Annotated in this window: 14 protein-coding genes; 3 read left to right on the forward strand and 11 right to left on the reverse strand. The window is 61.1% G+C overall.

Annotated elements, in window-relative coordinates:
• Positions 1 to 54: 54 nt before the first annotated feature.
• Positions 55 to 1,362 (reverse strand): CitMHS family transporter, encoded by a 1,308-nt coding sequence (locus ACK1VC_RS26390; protein WP_023047261.1) that lies wholly within the window; start codon positions 1,360 to 1,362, stop codon positions 55 to 57.
• Positions 1,363 to 1,628: 266 nt separating this feature from the next.
• Here ACK1VC_RS26390 and ACK1VC_RS26395 point away from each other — a divergent pair, with 266 nt between their 5' ends.
• Positions 1,629 to 2,030, forward strand: a complete 402-nt coding sequence (locus tag ACK1VC_RS26395; RefSeq protein ID WP_016484300.1) for a GFA family protein — start codon at positions 1,629 to 1,631, stop codon at positions 2,028 to 2,030.
• A gap of 127 nt (positions 2,031 to 2,157) precedes the next feature.
• Here the strand turns inward: ACK1VC_RS26395 and ACK1VC_RS26400 are convergent, their stop codons facing one another.
• The 10 genes from ACK1VC_RS26400 to ACK1VC_RS26445 form a co-directional block, all read right to left on the reverse strand.
• The gene (locus ACK1VC_RS26400; protein WP_060519863.1) at positions 2,158 to 4,113 is read right to left on the reverse strand and encodes a DUF7844 domain-containing protein; all 1,956 of its coding nucleotides are present in this window, start codon (positions 4,111 to 4,113) and stop codon (positions 2,158 to 2,160) included.
• The gene (locus tag ACK1VC_RS26405; protein ID WP_016484302.1) at positions 4,110 to 4,430 is read right to left on the reverse strand and encodes a DUF2388 domain-containing protein; all 321 of its coding nucleotides are present in this window, start codon (positions 4,428 to 4,430) and stop codon (positions 4,110 to 4,112) included. The genes ACK1VC_RS26400 and ACK1VC_RS26405 overlap by 4 nt, the downstream gene beginning before the upstream one ends.
• 37 nt (positions 4,431 to 4,467) lie before the next feature.
• The gene (locus tag ACK1VC_RS26410; protein ID WP_016484303.1) at positions 4,468 to 4,761 is read right to left on the reverse strand and encodes a DUF2388 domain-containing protein; all 294 of its coding nucleotides are present in this window, start codon (positions 4,759 to 4,761) and stop codon (positions 4,468 to 4,470) included.
• Between the two features lie 88 nt (positions 4,762 to 4,849).
• Entirely contained in the window at positions 4,850 to 5,167 is a 318-nt protein-coding gene (locus ACK1VC_RS26415) for a DUF2388 domain-containing protein (protein WP_016484304.1), read from the reverse strand.
• Between the two features lie 303 nt (positions 5,168 to 5,470).
• Positions 5,471 to 5,686 carry a DUF1127 domain-containing protein gene (locus ACK1VC_RS26420; protein WP_016484305.1) on the reverse strand — a complete coding sequence of 72 codons (216 nt, stop codon included), beginning with the start codon at positions 5,684 to 5,686 and terminating at the stop codon, positions 5,471 to 5,473.
• 373 nt (positions 5,687 to 6,059) lie between these two features.
• Positions 6,060 to 7,553 carry an acetyl-CoA hydrolase/transferase family protein gene (locus ACK1VC_RS26425; protein ID WP_016484306.1) on the reverse strand — a complete coding sequence of 498 codons (1,494 nt, stop codon included), beginning with the start codon at positions 7,551 to 7,553 and terminating at the stop codon, positions 6,060 to 6,062.
• Between the two features lie 186 nt (positions 7,554 to 7,739).
• Complete coding sequence (locus ACK1VC_RS26430) at positions 7,740 to 9,176, reverse strand: NAD(P)(+) transhydrogenase (Re/Si-specific) subunit beta (protein ID WP_016497448.1); 1,437 nt, start codon at positions 9,174 to 9,176, stop codon at positions 7,740 to 7,742.
• A gap of 2 nt (positions 9,177 to 9,178) precedes the next feature.
• Entirely contained in the window at positions 9,179 to 9,493 is a 315-nt protein-coding gene (locus ACK1VC_RS26435; protein ID WP_016484308.1) for an NAD(P) transhydrogenase subunit alpha, read from the reverse strand.
• A gap of 11 nt (positions 9,494 to 9,504) precedes the next feature.
• Complete coding sequence (locus ACK1VC_RS26440) at positions 9,505 to 10,626, reverse strand: Re/Si-specific NAD(P)(+) transhydrogenase subunit alpha (RefSeq protein ID WP_095116383.1); 1,122 nt, start codon at positions 10,624 to 10,626, stop codon at positions 9,505 to 9,507.
• A 436-nt stretch (positions 10,627 to 11,062) separates the two neighbouring features.
• Positions 11,063 to 11,962: a LysR family transcriptional regulator gene (locus ACK1VC_RS26445; protein ID WP_023047263.1), complete on the reverse strand. Its 900-nt coding sequence runs from the start codon at positions 11,960 to 11,962 to the stop codon at positions 11,063 to 11,065.
• Positions 11,963 to 12,123: 161 nt separating this feature from the next.
• Here ACK1VC_RS26445 and ACK1VC_RS26450 point away from each other — a divergent pair, with 161 nt between their 5' ends.
• Together ACK1VC_RS26450 and ACK1VC_RS26455 are read left to right on the forward strand one after the other, a co-directional pair.
• Entirely contained in the window at positions 12,124 to 13,305 is a 1,182-nt protein-coding gene (locus tag ACK1VC_RS26450; protein ID WP_016484311.1) for an acyl-CoA dehydrogenase, read from the forward strand.
• A 14-nt stretch (positions 13,306 to 13,319) separates the two neighbouring features.
• Positions 13,320 to 14,540 carry a CaiB/BaiF CoA transferase family protein gene (locus ACK1VC_RS26455; protein ID WP_197884361.1) on the forward strand — a complete coding sequence of 407 codons (1,221 nt, stop codon included), beginning with the start codon at positions 13,320 to 13,322 and terminating at the stop codon, positions 14,538 to 14,540.
• The last annotated feature ends 248 nt before the right edge of the window (positions 14,541 to 14,788 follow it).

A 14,788-nucleotide genomic window follows, 5' to 3' on the forward strand; every position in this document is an offset into this window, starting at 1 on the left:
GCGGTAATGGCGACGCGCCCCGGTGGGACGCGTCGCGTAGGTGATACGTCAGTATTAAAGACTACTGAACAGCGGGAAAATCCCCATCAGCAGTGCGGCGAGCATTATGCATAGGCATACCAGCACTGCCCACTTGAGCGTGAAGCGCTGATGATCGCCGAACTCGATACCGGCCAGGGCCACCAGCAGGTACGTGGAGGGTACCAGCGGGCTGAGCAGGTGTACCGGCTGCCCGACGATCGACGCACGGGCCATTTCCACCGGGGTGATGCCGTAGTGGCTGGCGGCTTCGGCCAGCACGGGCAGTACGCCGTAGTAGAAGGCATCGTTGGACATGAAGAAGGTGAACGGCATGCTCACGATCGCGGTGATTACCGCCAGGTATGGGCCCAGCGCTTCTGGGATGACTGCCAGCAGGCTCTTGGACATGGCGTCGACCATGCCGGTACCCGACAGGATGCCGGTGAAGATGCCGGCGGCGAAGATCAGCCCGGTCACGGCCAGCACGCTGCCAGCGTGGGCGGCTATACGGTCCTTCTGCTGTTGCAGGCACGGGTAGTTGACGATCATGGCGATGCTGAAGGCGATCATGAACAGCACTGGCAGCGGCAGCACACCGGCGATCAGCGCGACCATCAGGGCGGCGGTCAGCGCACCGTTGAAGTACAGCAGTTTGGGCCGACGTGCTTCCGGAAATTGCGAAACGGTGATTTCGCTGTGGTCGATGTCATCGGTCGGCAGGTGCAGCTCGCCCAGGCGGGCACGTTCCCGTTTGCCGTACATGTAGGCAATGGCCAGGATCGCCAGCACGCCGAACAGCATGGCCGGGATCATTGGCACGAAGATGTCCGACGGGTCGACGTGCAGGGCGCTGGCGGCGCGGGCAGTGGGGCCACCCCACGGGGTCATGTTCATGACCCCGCCGGCGAGAATGATGAGGCCGGCCATGATCCGCGGGCTCATCCCCAGACGGCTGTACATGGGCAGCATGGCGGCGCAGCAGATCATGTAGGTCGTGGCGCCGTCACCGTCGAGGGAGACCACCAAGGCCAGCACGGCAGTGCCGACAGAGACTTTGAGCGGGTCGCCCTTCACCAGCTTCAGGATCTTGCGCACGGCCGGGTCGAACAGGCCAGAGTCGATCATCAGGGCGAAGTACAGGATGGCGAACATCAGCATCACGCCGGTAGGTGCGAGCTTGCTGATGCCTTCGAGCATCATGGGGCCGATCTTGGCAGAAAAGCCCCCGAACAGGGCAAACAGGATGGGTACCAGAATCAACGCGATCAAGGCCGACAGGCGCTTGGTCATGATCAGGTACATGAAGGTGATGACCATGGCAAAGCCGAGGAAGGTCAGCATGGCAATACTCCAGGCGTGGCGCGGCGAAAGGAAAGTCGATTCGGGCGGATCAGCGCGTCAGGCGCTGCGCGGGGAGCATACGGAGAGGTACTGCAGGAAGGCGGGCACAGGAATACATCAGAATCACCATTGTTGTTGTTGATTGGGCCGGGCGCGGTATTTACCGGTGCCCTGGCTGACCGGTCTTGTGCCGGTAGTGGGGGCTATCCTATGAGGGCAAGCTTTCAGCCAGCTTTCGCTGAAGCAAAGGCGACGAGAGGTAGGTGATGCAGAATGTGACCGAAGGGGGCTGTCATTGCGGCGCCTTGCGTTACCGATTGGAGGGTGACCTGACAGACGTTGCCCACTGCCATTGTACGATCTGCCGCCGGGTAAGCGGCGGGCTGGTGGTCACCTGGCTCACCCTGCCCGGTTCGGGGTTCAAGTGGCTGGCGGGCGAACCCAACTGCTATGTGGCGCCGGCCAGTTGCAACCGGTACTTCTGCGGGCATTGCGGGGCGCATGTGGCGCTGGTGACTACGCACAGCCCTGAGACGGTTGACGTGACGGTGGCAACGCTGGATCACCCGGAGCGGGTGCGGGCCACCCGGCATATCTGGGTGGGTAGCCGGCTGCCCTGGTTGCATCTGGATGAAGCTTTGCCAGAAGAGGATGGCGAAAGCCAGTAAGCAATTGTGCTGGTGCTGCAGGCCCTATCGCCGGCAAGCCAGCCTCTACAGGTACTGCGCAGTACTCAAGGCCTGTGCAGAATGTGTGGGAGCTGGCTTACCGGCGATAGGGCCGGTACAGCCTTCCTTACAATTGCAGGCCACCCGCAGCTTTATGCAGCGCCCGCAAATGCTCACCGATCTGTTTCACATTGGCCTCGACGGCGGCAATTTCCTTGGCGCGCGATGGCTCCAGCAATGCCCTCACCTCTTTGTCCAGGCTGGTACTCAAGCGCAACAGCTGTGCCTGGCGTTCGCTGCTCACCTGCTCAAGGTGCTTACGCTCCTCGGGTTGTGGCAGCCCGTAGCCTTTGGCATCGAGCAATTCTGCAGGGCGGCTGAGGAAACCGCTGTTCGCGAGCATCTGCTTGAGGGTGGCGTCAGCTTTGTTGATGCTGCCATCTTTCAGCGCCGCGGCATTCAGGTAGCGCTGCTTGACCTCGTCCTGGGCCAGCAGCAACTGCCGGCGCAGGCTGGCCTGTTCCAGCAGCAGCAACGCAGCGCTGGTGCGCAGGTCGGCTTTGGCGAACCAGGGGCGGCGTTGCTCGGCATCCAGGGCCAGCCAGTCTTCCACCAGGGCCTGCTTGATCGGCAGCTGCTTCCTCAGTACCTCGAACATCGCCTGGTAGCGGTCTCGGTAGGAATCGAAGCGGTAGCCAAGGCGTAATGCCTCGCGCGGGTTGTCCAGCACGCTGGTATCGGCCAGCCCCCTGCCCTTGAGCACGGCCAGCAAACCGTTGGGCATGATGCTGTCGAGGTCGTTCAGGCGTGGGTTGGCGGTGCCGCTGCGCAGCAGTTTCAACGACTCCACCGCACAGTTGTTGGACAGGAACCAATAGTTGCCGTCATAGCTCCAGTGCATCTCGGCTGCCTGACGCACCAGGCTCTCGACTTCTTCGCGGCTGAGCCTCAAGGGTACCGAGGCCAGGCTACGCAGTTCGGTCTTGGTGTACTCATCGATCACCTGCCCCAGCGGCAGTACGAACAATCGCGAGGGGTAGACACCGACCAGGCCGTCCCAGCTGGACAGCTGCACATCGTTGACGAAGGCGCGGTACGACAGCACCAGGCTCTGGTCGAGGTCAAGGCGGCAGTCCGGCCCGCGTGGGCGGCCGGGCTTGCAGATCACCAGGCGCAGCATGCTGTGGCCCCAACGGCTGACCAGGTTCTGGTTGGCTTCGGCCAGCAGGTAGTCCACTTCATAGACCCGCTCGGGATCGATTTCACCCAACGGCTGGCGAGCGAAGTCGCTGCCAGCGTTGATGAACGGCAGGCCCTTGGCGCAAGTGTCCTGTTGGGGGGCCCAACCGAAGTGCTCGCGCAGATACTGGTTCAGCGCCGGGCGGCGACAACCGTAGCTCGGGTCGAGGAGAAAATACTCCATGTTGACCGCGATGTACTCCTTGGGGCTGCTCAGTTCATAACTGTCGGGGCTGCGCACGAACTGGCCGTTGTGCTGTTCGCGCTCGCCGCGTCGGCCCACGTACTGCTGCCAGCCAGCCAGGTCGAGCAGGCGCGGGTCGTCGCTAAGGGTGAAGCGGCGCTCGGCTTGGCCGCGGCACGCTTCTGGCAGGCCGATCTTGCCCAGCGTGCCTTGCTGGCGCTTGCAGCGGGCAATCAGCGAATTCTCGGCAGCGGGCCACAGGCGGGCACGGTCGTAGATATGGGTGAGCTCGTGCAACACGGTGGCCAGCAGTTCTTCACGCACTGTGCCGTGTGGGCGATTGGTACGCTCGGTTGCGGCGCTGCCGTCGGTGAGGCTGGGCAGCAGGCGACGGTTGAGCTCAAGGGTGGACACCAGCGATGCCTGGCCGTAGGCATCGGCCGGCATGGTGTCGCTCCAGCTCACCCGCACGCGGCGGTCCAGCTGCTGCTTGAAGCGAGGGGGCAGTTTGCCCATGGCCTCGTCAAGCAATGCCTGGGTGGCTTGGGTTTGTTGTGGGTCGAGGCCCGATGCCTGCAGCTGGAGCTGCAGGTCGGCCAATGCGGGCGTACCGAGCAGCGTCAGGGCGCAGCCGAGCAGCCAGGTACGCATGCGGTTCACAGCGCGAGGATGGCTTCAGCCAGTACCTGGTCGCTGGCGCCACGTGCTTCTGGCACACGCTCGCGCAGAGTGTTGAAGGCGGCCTCAAGCTGGACACCGCGAATGTCGCCATTGCTGGCGACGAAGCTGGCGGCGTCATCGTGCGCTTCGCGGACTACTTTGGAGTCGCGAATCGAGGTGGTGGTGTCTGAGGTGAAGTCGATCGAGCGGCCAAAGGCACGCACGATGATGTTGCTGGTGGCCACCAAGGTCTGTGCATGGGCCAGGTCGGCCAGCAGCAACATGCCGAGGCTAGCGGCAATCAGCGGTTTACGCATGGAGCATCTCCGAAAAAATACAGGGAGTCAGATGTAGCTATTGGACGAGAATTGCCTGCGCCAGTTCCAGGTCGCCGACGGCGTGCTGTGAACAATTGTGGCGTAATGATTCCAGCGCGGCTTCCAGCCGAACACCGCGGATCTGGCCGTCGCTGGCAACGAAGGCAGCAGCATCATCGCGCGCCTGGCGAACCAGCTTGCGATCGAACGGTGCGCTGGTGACCTGGCTGGTGACATAGCCAGTGATGACCATGCCTTGCGTGGTGGTATCCATGGCATGGGCACTGGCCATACCTGCAACAGAGAACAGCAGTGGCAACAGATAACGCATGGGCTCTACAACGGCTGGGAACGTGGGTGACAGAAGCGCGTGTAACTGGGCAGGTGCTGAGCAGCGCAGTTGCACGGCTTATTCGGGGTCAGAGCGCCAGGATAGCCTGGGCCAATTGCGCGTCGCTGGCTTGCAGGTCAGGCATCTGCGAACGGATGTGCAAAAAAGCGCTTTCCAGCTTGGCCCCACGGATGTCGCCCTGGCTGCCAACGAAGCTGGCGGCGTCGTCACGGGCGGCCTGCACGATCTTGTCGTCTTTGAACGAAGAGGTGACGTCGGAAGTGGCATCGGTGGATGCGGCCACTGCGCCAACAACGGCGTCGGTGGTGACAACGAAGCTGGTGGCGTTTGCGGTGCCGGCCAGGCTCAGCATCAGGGCGGCGCCAATCAGGTATTTACGGGACATGATGGTGGACTCCTGGACTAGGGTCGGGTGGTGGTGCTTATCGGACGCTGACACAGCTCGTCACGGTACGTTTAACAGCGGCTTTCAACAGACTGTTAAGCCAAGCGTATCACGCGCCGTTGTTTGTGGAAGTTAATGAACGGCACGCCAGTAAACTGTGCTGGCTTGTTTTGTGTTTATAAAAACTGTACCTATTGACCTTGAAGCGCTCTGCCGCGCGGCCTGGACATAAAAAAACCCGTCGCAGTCACCTGCAACGGGTTTGGGAATTCGCGGTGCCGGCCTAAGCCGGCAAGCCGGTGCTTAGCGCCAGAAAGGCTTGCTCAGCTCTTCGTAACGCTGCGACTCGCTGATACCGGCGTCGGCCAGCAGACGGCTGTCCAGGCGAGCCAGTTGACGGCGGCTGGCCATACGGCGCTGCCACAGCAGCAGGGTAGACAGCGCGCGCAGCGGCATCGAGGTGTTGGATTGCTGAGCGTTGCTTTCAAAAACCAGACCGGAACTGAGGGTACGTTCCATGATGCTTCATCCTTCCGCTTATGGCGGGATTAGGTAGTGATTTAACTGATGCCAATGATCCTCCTCTGCTGTCCATAACAGTAGATACAGTTCTGTAGTAAGACGATGGCTCAGTTAACTGTGTAACCCTACTGTTGCACTCGAAAATGGCGTAACTGTACCGGTCCGCACTTTGTTGGTGCGTTTTAACGTTGGATAGCGGCGTTTACAGGTATAGCGAGGCAAGGCAACCAGTACAGTAGTACAGTTTTATTTGGTCGCAGTGAATGGGTGTACGAGTAGAAGGATTTGACTGTCATGGCCCTTTTGCGGGTTTGCCCGCGAAGAGGCCGGAACAGCAGAAGCAGGGCTGCTGTTCCGTCCGGTATTTGGGTCAGCTAGCCAGCATACGACCAGTTTCTTCCAGATTTTCGTGCCAGCTCAGCGCTTCGCGCAGGATGTGCGGGGTATGGCCGCCACGCTGGCACGCACGCTCGAAGTAATCGTTCAGCGCAGCGCGGTAGTCCGGGTGCACACAGTTGTCGATGATCGCCCGTGCCCGCTCGCGAGGCGCCAGGCCACGCAGGTCGGCCAGGCCTTGCTCGGTGACCAGGATGTCTACGTCATGCTCGGTGTGGTCGACATGGCTGACCATCGGCACCACGCTGGAAATCGCGCCGCCCTTGGCAATCGACTTGGTGACGAATACGGCCAGGTGGGCGTTGCGGGCGAAGTCACCCGAGCCGCCGATGCCGTTCATCATCCGGGTGCCGCACACGTGGGTGGAGTTAACGTTGCCGTAGATATCGAACTCCAGTGCGGTGTTGATCCCAATGATCCCCAGACGACGTACCACTTCCGGGTGGTTGGAGATTTCTTGCGGGCGCAGCACCAGCTTGTCCTTGTATCGCTCCAGGTTGCCGAAAACGTCGGCATTGCGGCGGCCGGACAAGGTGATCGAGCTGCCCGACGCGAAGCTCAGCTTGCCGGCGTCGATCAGGTCGAAGGTGGAGTCCTGCAGTACTTCGGAGTACATGGTCAGGTCTTCGAACGGCGACTCGATCAGGCCGCACATCACCGCGTTGGCGATGCTGCCAATACCGGCTTGCAGTGGGCCGAGCTTGTTAGTCATGCGGCCAGCTTCAACTTCTTGCTTGAGGAAGTTGATCAGGTGGTCGGCGATGCCTTGGGTTTCGTCATCCGGCGGCAGTACGGTGGACGGGGAGTCCGGCTGGTTGCTGATGACAATGCCGACAATCTTGGCCGGGTCGATCGGGATGGCGGTGCTGCCGATGCGGTCGTCGACCTTGACCAGTGGGATTGGCGTGCGGGTCGGGCGGTAGGTCGGGATATAGATATCGTGCAGGCCTTCGAGGTTGGGGTTGTGCGAGAGGTTGATCTCGACAATCACCTGCTTGGCAAAGATTGCGAAACTGGCCGAGTTGCCTACCGAAGTGGTTGGCACGATGTGGCCTTGCTCGGTGATGGCCACGGCCTCGATCACCGCAATGTCCGGAAGCTTCAGCTGCTGGTTGCGCAGTTGTTCGACAGTTTCCGACAGGTGCTGGTCGATGAACATCACCTGGCCGTCGTTGATGGCCTTGCGCAGGGTGCTGTCAACCTGGAACGGCATGCGGCGAGCCAGCACACCGGCCTCGGTCAGCTGCTTGTCCAGGTCGTTGCCCAGGCTGGCGCCGGTCATCAGGCTGATTTTCAGTGGCGACTGCTTGGCACGTTCGGCCAGGGCATGCGGTACGGCCTTGGCTTCGCCGGCGCGGGTGAAACCGCTCATGCCGACGGTCATGCCGTCCTCGATCAGACCAGCGGCATCAGCCGCACTCATTACCTTGCTGTGCAGGGAGGACAAGCGGATACGATCACGGTACATGGATTGTTATCTCGGGCTACTGAAACTACTGCAGCGCAGTCTAGAGATTTCGCCCATTGCCGTCCCACGACCATGGTCGTATGAGAAGCCTTGAAGTCGAGCCGTTGATCCGGATCAATAAAAGGAAAGCCCCGGCAGAATCTGACCGGGGCTTCCTTTATATCAGTTGGTTTGCAGCCGTGGTTTTCACTCCACGGCCTTCACCATGTCCTCGATGACTTTCTTGGCGTCACCAAACACCATCATGGTCTTGTCCAGGTAGAACAGTTCGTTGTCCAGGCCGGCATAGCCGCTGGCCATGGAGCGCTTGTTGACGATGATGGTCTTGGCTTTGAACGCTTCGAGGATTGGCATACCGGCAATTGGCGATTTGGGGTCGTTCTTCGCCGCCGGGTTGACCACATCGTTGGCGCCCAGCACCAGCACCACGTCGGCCTGGCCGAATTCGGCGTTGATGTCGTCCATCTCGAACACCTGATCGTACGGTACTTCGGCCTCGGCCAGCAGCACGTTCATGTGCCCGGGCATGCGGCCCGCCACGGGGTGGATGGCGTACTTCACGGTCACGCCGTTGTGGGTCAGCTTCTCGGTCAGCTCCTTCAGCGCGTGCTGGGCACGGGCCACCGCCAAGCCGTAACCCGGGACGATGATCACGCTGTCGGCGTTGCTGAGCAAGAAGGTGGCATCGTCGGCCGAACCGGACTTCACGGGGCGCTGCTCTTTCGAGCCTTGCGCCGCACCGGCATCGGTATCGCCGCCAAAGCCCCCAAGGATGACGTTGAAGAACGACCGGTTCATCGCCTTGCACATGATGTACGAGAGGATGGCACCGGACGAACCCACCAGGGAGCCTGCGATGATCAGCATCGAATTGTTCAGGGAGAAGCCGATACCGGCCGCCGCCCAGCCCGAATAGCTGTTGAGCATCGACACCACCACGGGCATGTCGGCGCCGCCGATCGGGATGATGATCAGCACGCCCATGACGAAGGCCAGGGCCAGCATCAGGGTGAAGGCGCTGTAATGACCAGTGAAGGTGAACAGCAGGCCCAGGGCGATGGTGGTCAGGCCCAGGATCAGGTTCAGCTTGTGCTGGCCGGGGAACTGTACCGGTGCGCCCTGGAACAGGCGGAACTTGTACTTGCCCGACAATTTGCCGAAGGCGATAACCGAGCCGGAGAAGGTAATGGCGCCGATGGCTGCGCCCAGGAACAGCTCCAGGCGGTTACCGGTGGGGATCGGGTCGCTGATCGCGGCAACGATGCCCATCGACTGCGGCTCCAGCACGGCAGCGATGGCAATGAACACCGCAGCCAGGCCGATCATGCTGTGCATGAAGGCGACCAGTTCCGGCATCTTGGTCATCTCGACGCGCTTGGCCATGATCGAACCCGCGGTACCACCGACCAGCAGGCCGACGATGACATAGCCAATACCGGCGGTGGCCAGCTCAGCGCCCAGCTTATAGATGAGGCCAACCGTGGTGAGCATGGCGATGCCCATGCCGATCATGCCGAACAGGTTGCCGCGCCGTGAGGTGGTTGGGTGCGACAGGCCCTTGAGCGCCTGGATGAAGCACACCGAAGCGACCAGGTACAGAAGTGTTACCAGATTCATGCTCATGCTTACTTCTGCCCCTCGTTCTTGGCTTTCTTCTTGAACATCTCAAGCATGCGGCGGGTGACCAGGAAGCCACCGAACACATTGACCGCAGCCAGGGCTACGGCGAGAGTGCCCATGAGCTTGCCGGCTGGGGTCACAGTCAGCGCGGCAGCAAGCATGGCGCCGACGATTACGATGGCAGAGATGGCATTGGTCACGGCCATCAGCGGCGTGTGCAACGCCGGGGTGACGTTCCACACCACGTGGTAGCCCACATAGATGGCCAGCACGAAGATGATCAGGTTGTAGATGCCATGGGAAATCAGCATGTCTTCCATTGTCGTGCTCCTTAGCCGTTCTTGCGGACGACTTGACCATCACGGCACATGAGGCAGGCCGCGACGATGTCGTCTTCGAGGTTGATGACCAGTGCGCCGTCCTTGTCGAACAGCAGTTTCATGAAGTCCAGCAGGTTGCGCGCATACAGCGCCGAGGCATCGGCACCCAGCTGGGCCGGCAGGTTGGTCGGGCCGACGATGGTCACGCCATTCTCCCGTACTACCTGATCAGCAACGGTGAGTGGGCAGTTGCCACCCTGGGCTGCGGCGAGGTCGATGACCACCGAGCCGGGCTTCATCTGCGCCACGGTCTCGGCACTGAGCAGGGTTGGAGCCTTGCGGCCGGGGATCAGTGCGGTGGTAATGACGATGTCCGCCTGCCTGGCTCGCTCGTGCACGGCTTGGGCCTGGCGTTGCATCCAGCTGGCTGGCATCGGTCTGGCGTAACCGCCGACGCCTTCGGCGCACTCGCGCTCCTCATCGGTTTCGTAAGGCACGTCGATGAACTTGGCACCCAGCGACTCGATTTGCTCCTTCACTGCCGGGCGTACGTCGGACGCTTCGATCACCGCACCCAGGCGCTTGGCGGTGGCGATGGCCTGCAGGCCGGCAACGCCCGCCCCCAGGATCAGCACGCGCGCGGCCTTCACGGTGCCTGCAGCGGTCATCAGCATGGGCATGAAGCGTGGGTAGTGATGGGCCGCCAGCAACACAGCTTTGTAACCCGCGATGTTGGCCTGTGACGACAGCACGTCGAGGCTCTGCGCCCGCGAGGTGCGGGGAGCGGCTTCCAGGGCGAAAGCGGTGATGCCGCGTTCGGCCATCTTGGCGATCAGTTCGCTGTTGAAGGGGTTGAGCATGCCCGCCAGGAGGCTGCCACTGTTGATCAGGGCCAGCTCCTGGTCGTTGGGTGCGACCACTTTGAGTACCAATTGGGCGCCGTATGCATCGGCTGCGCTCCCTAGGGAAGCGCCTGCGGCCTCATAGGCACTGTCCGGAATGCTGGCGTTGAGCCCTGCCCCCCGTTGGACGGTGACCTGATGGCCTTGGCCAATCAGTTTCTTGATGGTTTCCGGGGTCGCAGCGACCCTTGTCTCACCGGTCTGCGTCTCGAGAGGAACACCAATGTGCACGACTATTTCTCCTGCGGTGACCTTTTGTCTTTGTATGAGCCAGCACACTTCGGATGGTGCGCTGGGGCGGCTGTGGAGCGCCGACCCGCCGATTCCCGGGCGGGCGAAGCATTTTGCAGACGAACCCGGGGGCCTTCAACCGGTTATGGAGCGAAACGAAGTCAAAACTACAAGTCACCCTGTGACCGCTTGTCGCAGCGGTAAGGCTCCAGCCCGTCAAGCATGGGCTATTGGCAGATTAGGAGAAAAAATCAAAAATATTTGGGTTGATACGCTTACGGCACGGTGAATGTCGCAAAATCACCCGCAAAGCCGCGTGGTTAGCAGGGTTAAAGGGTATTTCCAGGCGGGCATAACAGTTTATGGATATGCGACAAATACATATATCTGTAGGTGTTTAAAATAATTGACTACAGGGTCAATTTGTCGCACTTCATCAAGCTGTTGCGGTGTAGGCCCAGGCCTGGCTCACCAGCCAGTCTCGGAAGGCGCGCAGCGAAGCTGACTCTACCTTGCGATCCGGAATCATCAGATAGTAGGCCTTGTCGCTGATCAGGGCATGCCTGTTAGCGACCACCAGCCTACCCTCCCCCAACTCGCGCTGGATCAGGAACGGTGGGATCAGTGCGACCCCCATTTCATGTATGGCCGCCTGGGCGAGCATCGAGAATAGTTCATAACGCGGGCCTGTCATGTCGCGTGGCACATTCATCCCTAGGCTGCCGAACCACTGCCGCCAGGCGTAGGGGCGCGTGCTTTGCTGCAGCAGTGGCAGTTGGGCGATGCGCTGTGCTTCGAGTATGCCCTGCCCGGCCAGCAATGCCGGGCTGCAGACGGGGACCGGGTTCTCCCCCATCAGCCGGTGCGACTGGGTGCCGGACCAGTCGGCATCACCGAAATAGATTGCGGCATCGAAGGGGGTGTCGGCGAACAGGAATGGCCGGGTGCGGTTGGTGAGGTTTACCGTCACCTCTGGGTGGCGTTGCTGGAAGTCCTTGAGGCGCGGAAGCAGCCATTGGGTACCAAAGGTAGGCACTACGGCCAGCTCGATCACGCTGGCGCCCTGCTGGCCCATCACCGACAGAGTGTCGCGCTCTACGGCGTCCAGTTGAGCGGCAACCTGACGACTGTAGGACAGGCCGGCCTCGGTCAGCTTCACGCCGCGGCGGGAACGGCGGAACAGTTCCACATTCAGAAAAGCCTCGAGGCCGCCGATCTGCCGGCAAACGGCACCCTGGGTCAGGGCGAGTTCCTGGGCGGCCTTGGTAAAGCTCTCGTTGCGTGCCGCCGCCTCGAAGCAAATCAGAGCGGTGGTACTGGGGATCTTGCGGCGCATGTACGTCAACCTCACTCGTAAGGCTGTCTTTGTGGTGTTTTGCCGATTTACGAAGTGACAAATTATCACTAATTGGTGCGCAATCCTCGTTTGTCCCGGCGGCCGATCAGGCCTAGGCTCAAACGCACAAGAAACTGCCCCCTATTACGAGGATTTCGCTCATGGCCGGTAAAGCAAGCTTCCACTGGATCGACCCACTGCTGCTGGATCAACAGCTCACTGAAGAAGAGCGCATGGTGCGTGACAGCGCTTATCAGTTCGCCCAGGACAAGCTTGCCCCGCGTGTGCTCGAGGCTTTCCGCCACGAGCAGACCGACCCGGCGATCTTCCGGGAGATGGGTGAAGTCGGCCTGCTGGGTGCCACCATTCCCGAACAGTACGGTGGCAGTGGCCTGAACTACGTGTGCTATGGGCTGATTGCCCGAGAGGTCGAGCGTATCGACTCGGGCTACCGTTCGATGATGAGCGTGCAGTCGTCGCTGGTGATGGTGCCCATCAATGAATTTGGTACCGAGGCCCAAAAGCAGAAGTACTTGCCCAAGCTGGCCAGTGGCGAGTGGATCGGTTGTTTTGGTCTGACCGAGCCCAACCACGGCTCCGACCCTGGCTCGATGATCACCCGTGCCAGGAAGGTCGACGGCGGCTACCGTCTGACCGGCAGCAAGATGTGGATCACCAACAGCCCGATCGCTGATGTGTTCGTGGTGTGGGCCAAGGACGATGCAGGGGATATCCGCGGCTTTGTCCTGGAAAAGGGCTGGCAGGGCCTCAGTGCCCCGGCCATTCATGGCAAGGTCGGCCTGCGTGCCTCGATCACCGGTGAAGTTGTCATGGACAATGTGTTCGTGCCAGAAGAGAACATCTTCCCGGATGTGCGCGGCCTCAAAGGCCCGTTCACCTGTCTCAACTCTGCCCGTTACGGCATCTCGTGGGGGGCGTTGGGTGCGGCCGAGGCGTGCTGGCACACCGCGCGTCAGTACACCTTGGACCGTCAGCAGTTCGGCCGCCCCCTGGCTGCCAACCAGCTGATCCAGAAAAAGCTGGCCGACATGCAGACCGAAATCACCCTGGCGCTGCAAGGCTGCCTGCGCCTGGGGCGCATGAAGGATGAAGGTACCGCTGCTGTGGAAATTACCTCGATCATGAAGCGCAATTCCTGCGGCAAGGCGCTGGATATCGCTCGCATGGCGCGCGACATGCTGGGTGGCAATGGCATTTCCGATGAGTTTGGCGTGGCCCGTCATCTGGTAAACCTGGAGGTGGTCAACACCTATGAAGGTACTCACGACGTGCATGCACTGATCCTGGGGCGTGCGCAGACCGGTATCCAGGCCTTCTATTAATAAGGAGCCAGCCCATGGGCGCGCTATCACATCTGCGGGTGCTGGACCTTTCGCGCGTGTTGGCCGGCCCATGGTCTGGCCAGATTCTCGCTGACCTGGGCGCTGACGTTATAAAGGTGGAGCGCCCGGGCATTGGTGACGATACCCGCGCGTGGGGGCCGCCTTTCCTCAAGGATGCCGAGGGTGAAAACACCAGCGAGGCGGCTTACTACCTGTCGGCCAACCGTAACAAGCGTTCGGTGACCATCGACTTCACCCGGCCTGAAGGGCAGCGCCTGGTGCGTGAGTTGGCGGCGAAGTCCGATATTGTCATCGAGAACTTCAAGGTGGGTGGTTTGGCGGTCTATGGGCTGGACTACCAGAGCCTGAAGGCGATCAACCCGCAGCTTATCTATTGTTCCATTACCGGTTTCGGCCAGACCGGCCCGTATGCCAAGCGTGCGGGTTATGACTTCATGATCCAGGGGCTGGGTGGGCTGATGAGCCTGACCGGCCGCCCGGAGGGTGAGGAAGGCGCGGGGCCGGTCAAAGTGGGTGTGGCGCTTACCGACATCCTTACCGGGCTGTACTCAACGGTGGCCATGCTTGCCGCCCTTGCCCATCGGGCGCAGACCGGGGTGGGCCAGCATGTCGACATGGCGTTGCTCGATGTACAGGTAGCCTGCCTGGCGAACCAGGCCATGAATTACCTGACCACGGGCAACCCGCCTCGGCGCCTGGGCAATGCGCATCCCAATATAGTGCCCTACCAGGACTTCCCGACGGCGGATGGCGACTTCATTCTTACCGTGGGCAACGACAGCCAGTTCCGCAAATTCGCAGAAGTGGCCGGGCAGCCACAATGGGCGGACGATCCACGCTTCCTGACCAATAAGCAGCGGGTGGCCAACAGGGCCGAGCTGATTCCACTGATCCGCCAGGCCACAGTATTCAAGACAACCGCCGAATGGGTTGCCCAGCTGGAGGCTGCTGGGGTGCCGTGCGGGCCTATCAATGACCTGGCGCAGATGTTTCAGGACCCACAGGTGCTGGCGCGTGGGTTGGCGGTGAACATTCCGCATCCATTGGCGGGTAGCGTGCCGCAGGTAGCCAGCCCTATACGGTTGTCGGAGACGCCGGTGGAGTACCGACGGGCGCCGCCGCTGCTGGGTGAGCATACCGAGGCGGTACTGGGGGAAGTGCTGGGGCTGGAGGCAGGTGAGGTGCAGCGCTTGCGGGAGGCCGGCGTGCTGTAGAAGCGGCGGGTGCTATATAAAAGCAGGAAGGCCGCCAGGCCTCCCTGCTTTGCTTTTCAGCGATATTACGGTTTCTTGAAATTAATGGTTGACGCCCTTTCGAATCCCCTTATAATGCGCCCCACTTCCAGCGACATCGGAACGACAAACTCCTTGAGATTCAATGAGTTAGGTAGTTAAGGTGGCGTTGAAAGGGCTACGATCGAAAGATCGCAAGCGGTTGAAATGGTGGTTGACAGCGCTTCTAA

The organism is Pseudomonas sp. XP2 (assembly GCF_053557975.1).

Coding starts and splice junctions, on each gene's coding strand:
- ACK1VC_RS26390 (WP_023047261.1), bottom strand. CDS start 1,362: ATGCTGACCTTCCTCGGCTTTGCCATGGTCATCACCTTCATGTACCTG.
- ACK1VC_RS26395 (WP_016484300.1), top strand. CDS start 1,629: ATGCAGAATGTGACCGAAGGGGGCTGTCATTGCGGCGCCTTGCGTTAC.
- ACK1VC_RS26405 (WP_016484302.1), bottom strand. CDS start 4,430: ATGCGTAAACCGCTGATTGCCGCTAGCCTCGGCATGTTGCTGCTGGCC.
- ACK1VC_RS26410 (WP_016484303.1), bottom strand. CDS start 4,761: ATGCGTTATCTGTTGCCACTGCTGTTCTCTGTTGCAGGTATGGCCAGT.
- ACK1VC_RS26415 (WP_016484304.1), bottom strand. CDS start 5,167: ATGTCCCGTAAATACCTGATTGGCGCCGCCCTGATGCTGAGCCTGGCC.
- ACK1VC_RS26420 (WP_016484305.1), bottom strand. CDS start 5,686: ATGGAACGTACCCTCAGTTCCGGTCTGGTTTTTGAAAGCAACGCTCAG.
- ACK1VC_RS26425 (WP_016484306.1), bottom strand. CDS start 7,553: ATGTACCGTGATCGTATCCGCTTGTCCTCCCTGCACAGCAAGGTAATG.
- ACK1VC_RS26430 (WP_016497448.1), bottom strand. CDS start 9,176: ATGAGCATGAATCTGGTAACACTTCTGTACCTGGTCGCTTCGGTGTGC.
- ACK1VC_RS26435 (WP_016484308.1), bottom strand. CDS start 9,493: ATGGAAGACATGCTGATTTCCCATGGCATCTACAACCTGATCATCTTC.
- ACK1VC_RS26445 (WP_023047263.1), bottom strand. CDS start 11,962: ATGCGCCGCAAGATCCCCAGTACCACCGCTCTGATTTGCTTCGAGGCG.
- ACK1VC_RS26450 (WP_016484311.1), top strand. CDS start 12,124: ATGGCCGGTAAAGCAAGCTTCCACTGGATCGACCCACTGCTGCTGGAT.
- ACK1VC_RS26455 (WP_197884361.1), top strand. CDS start 13,320: ATGGGCGCGCTATCACATCTGCGGGTGCTGGACCTTTCGCGCGTGTTG.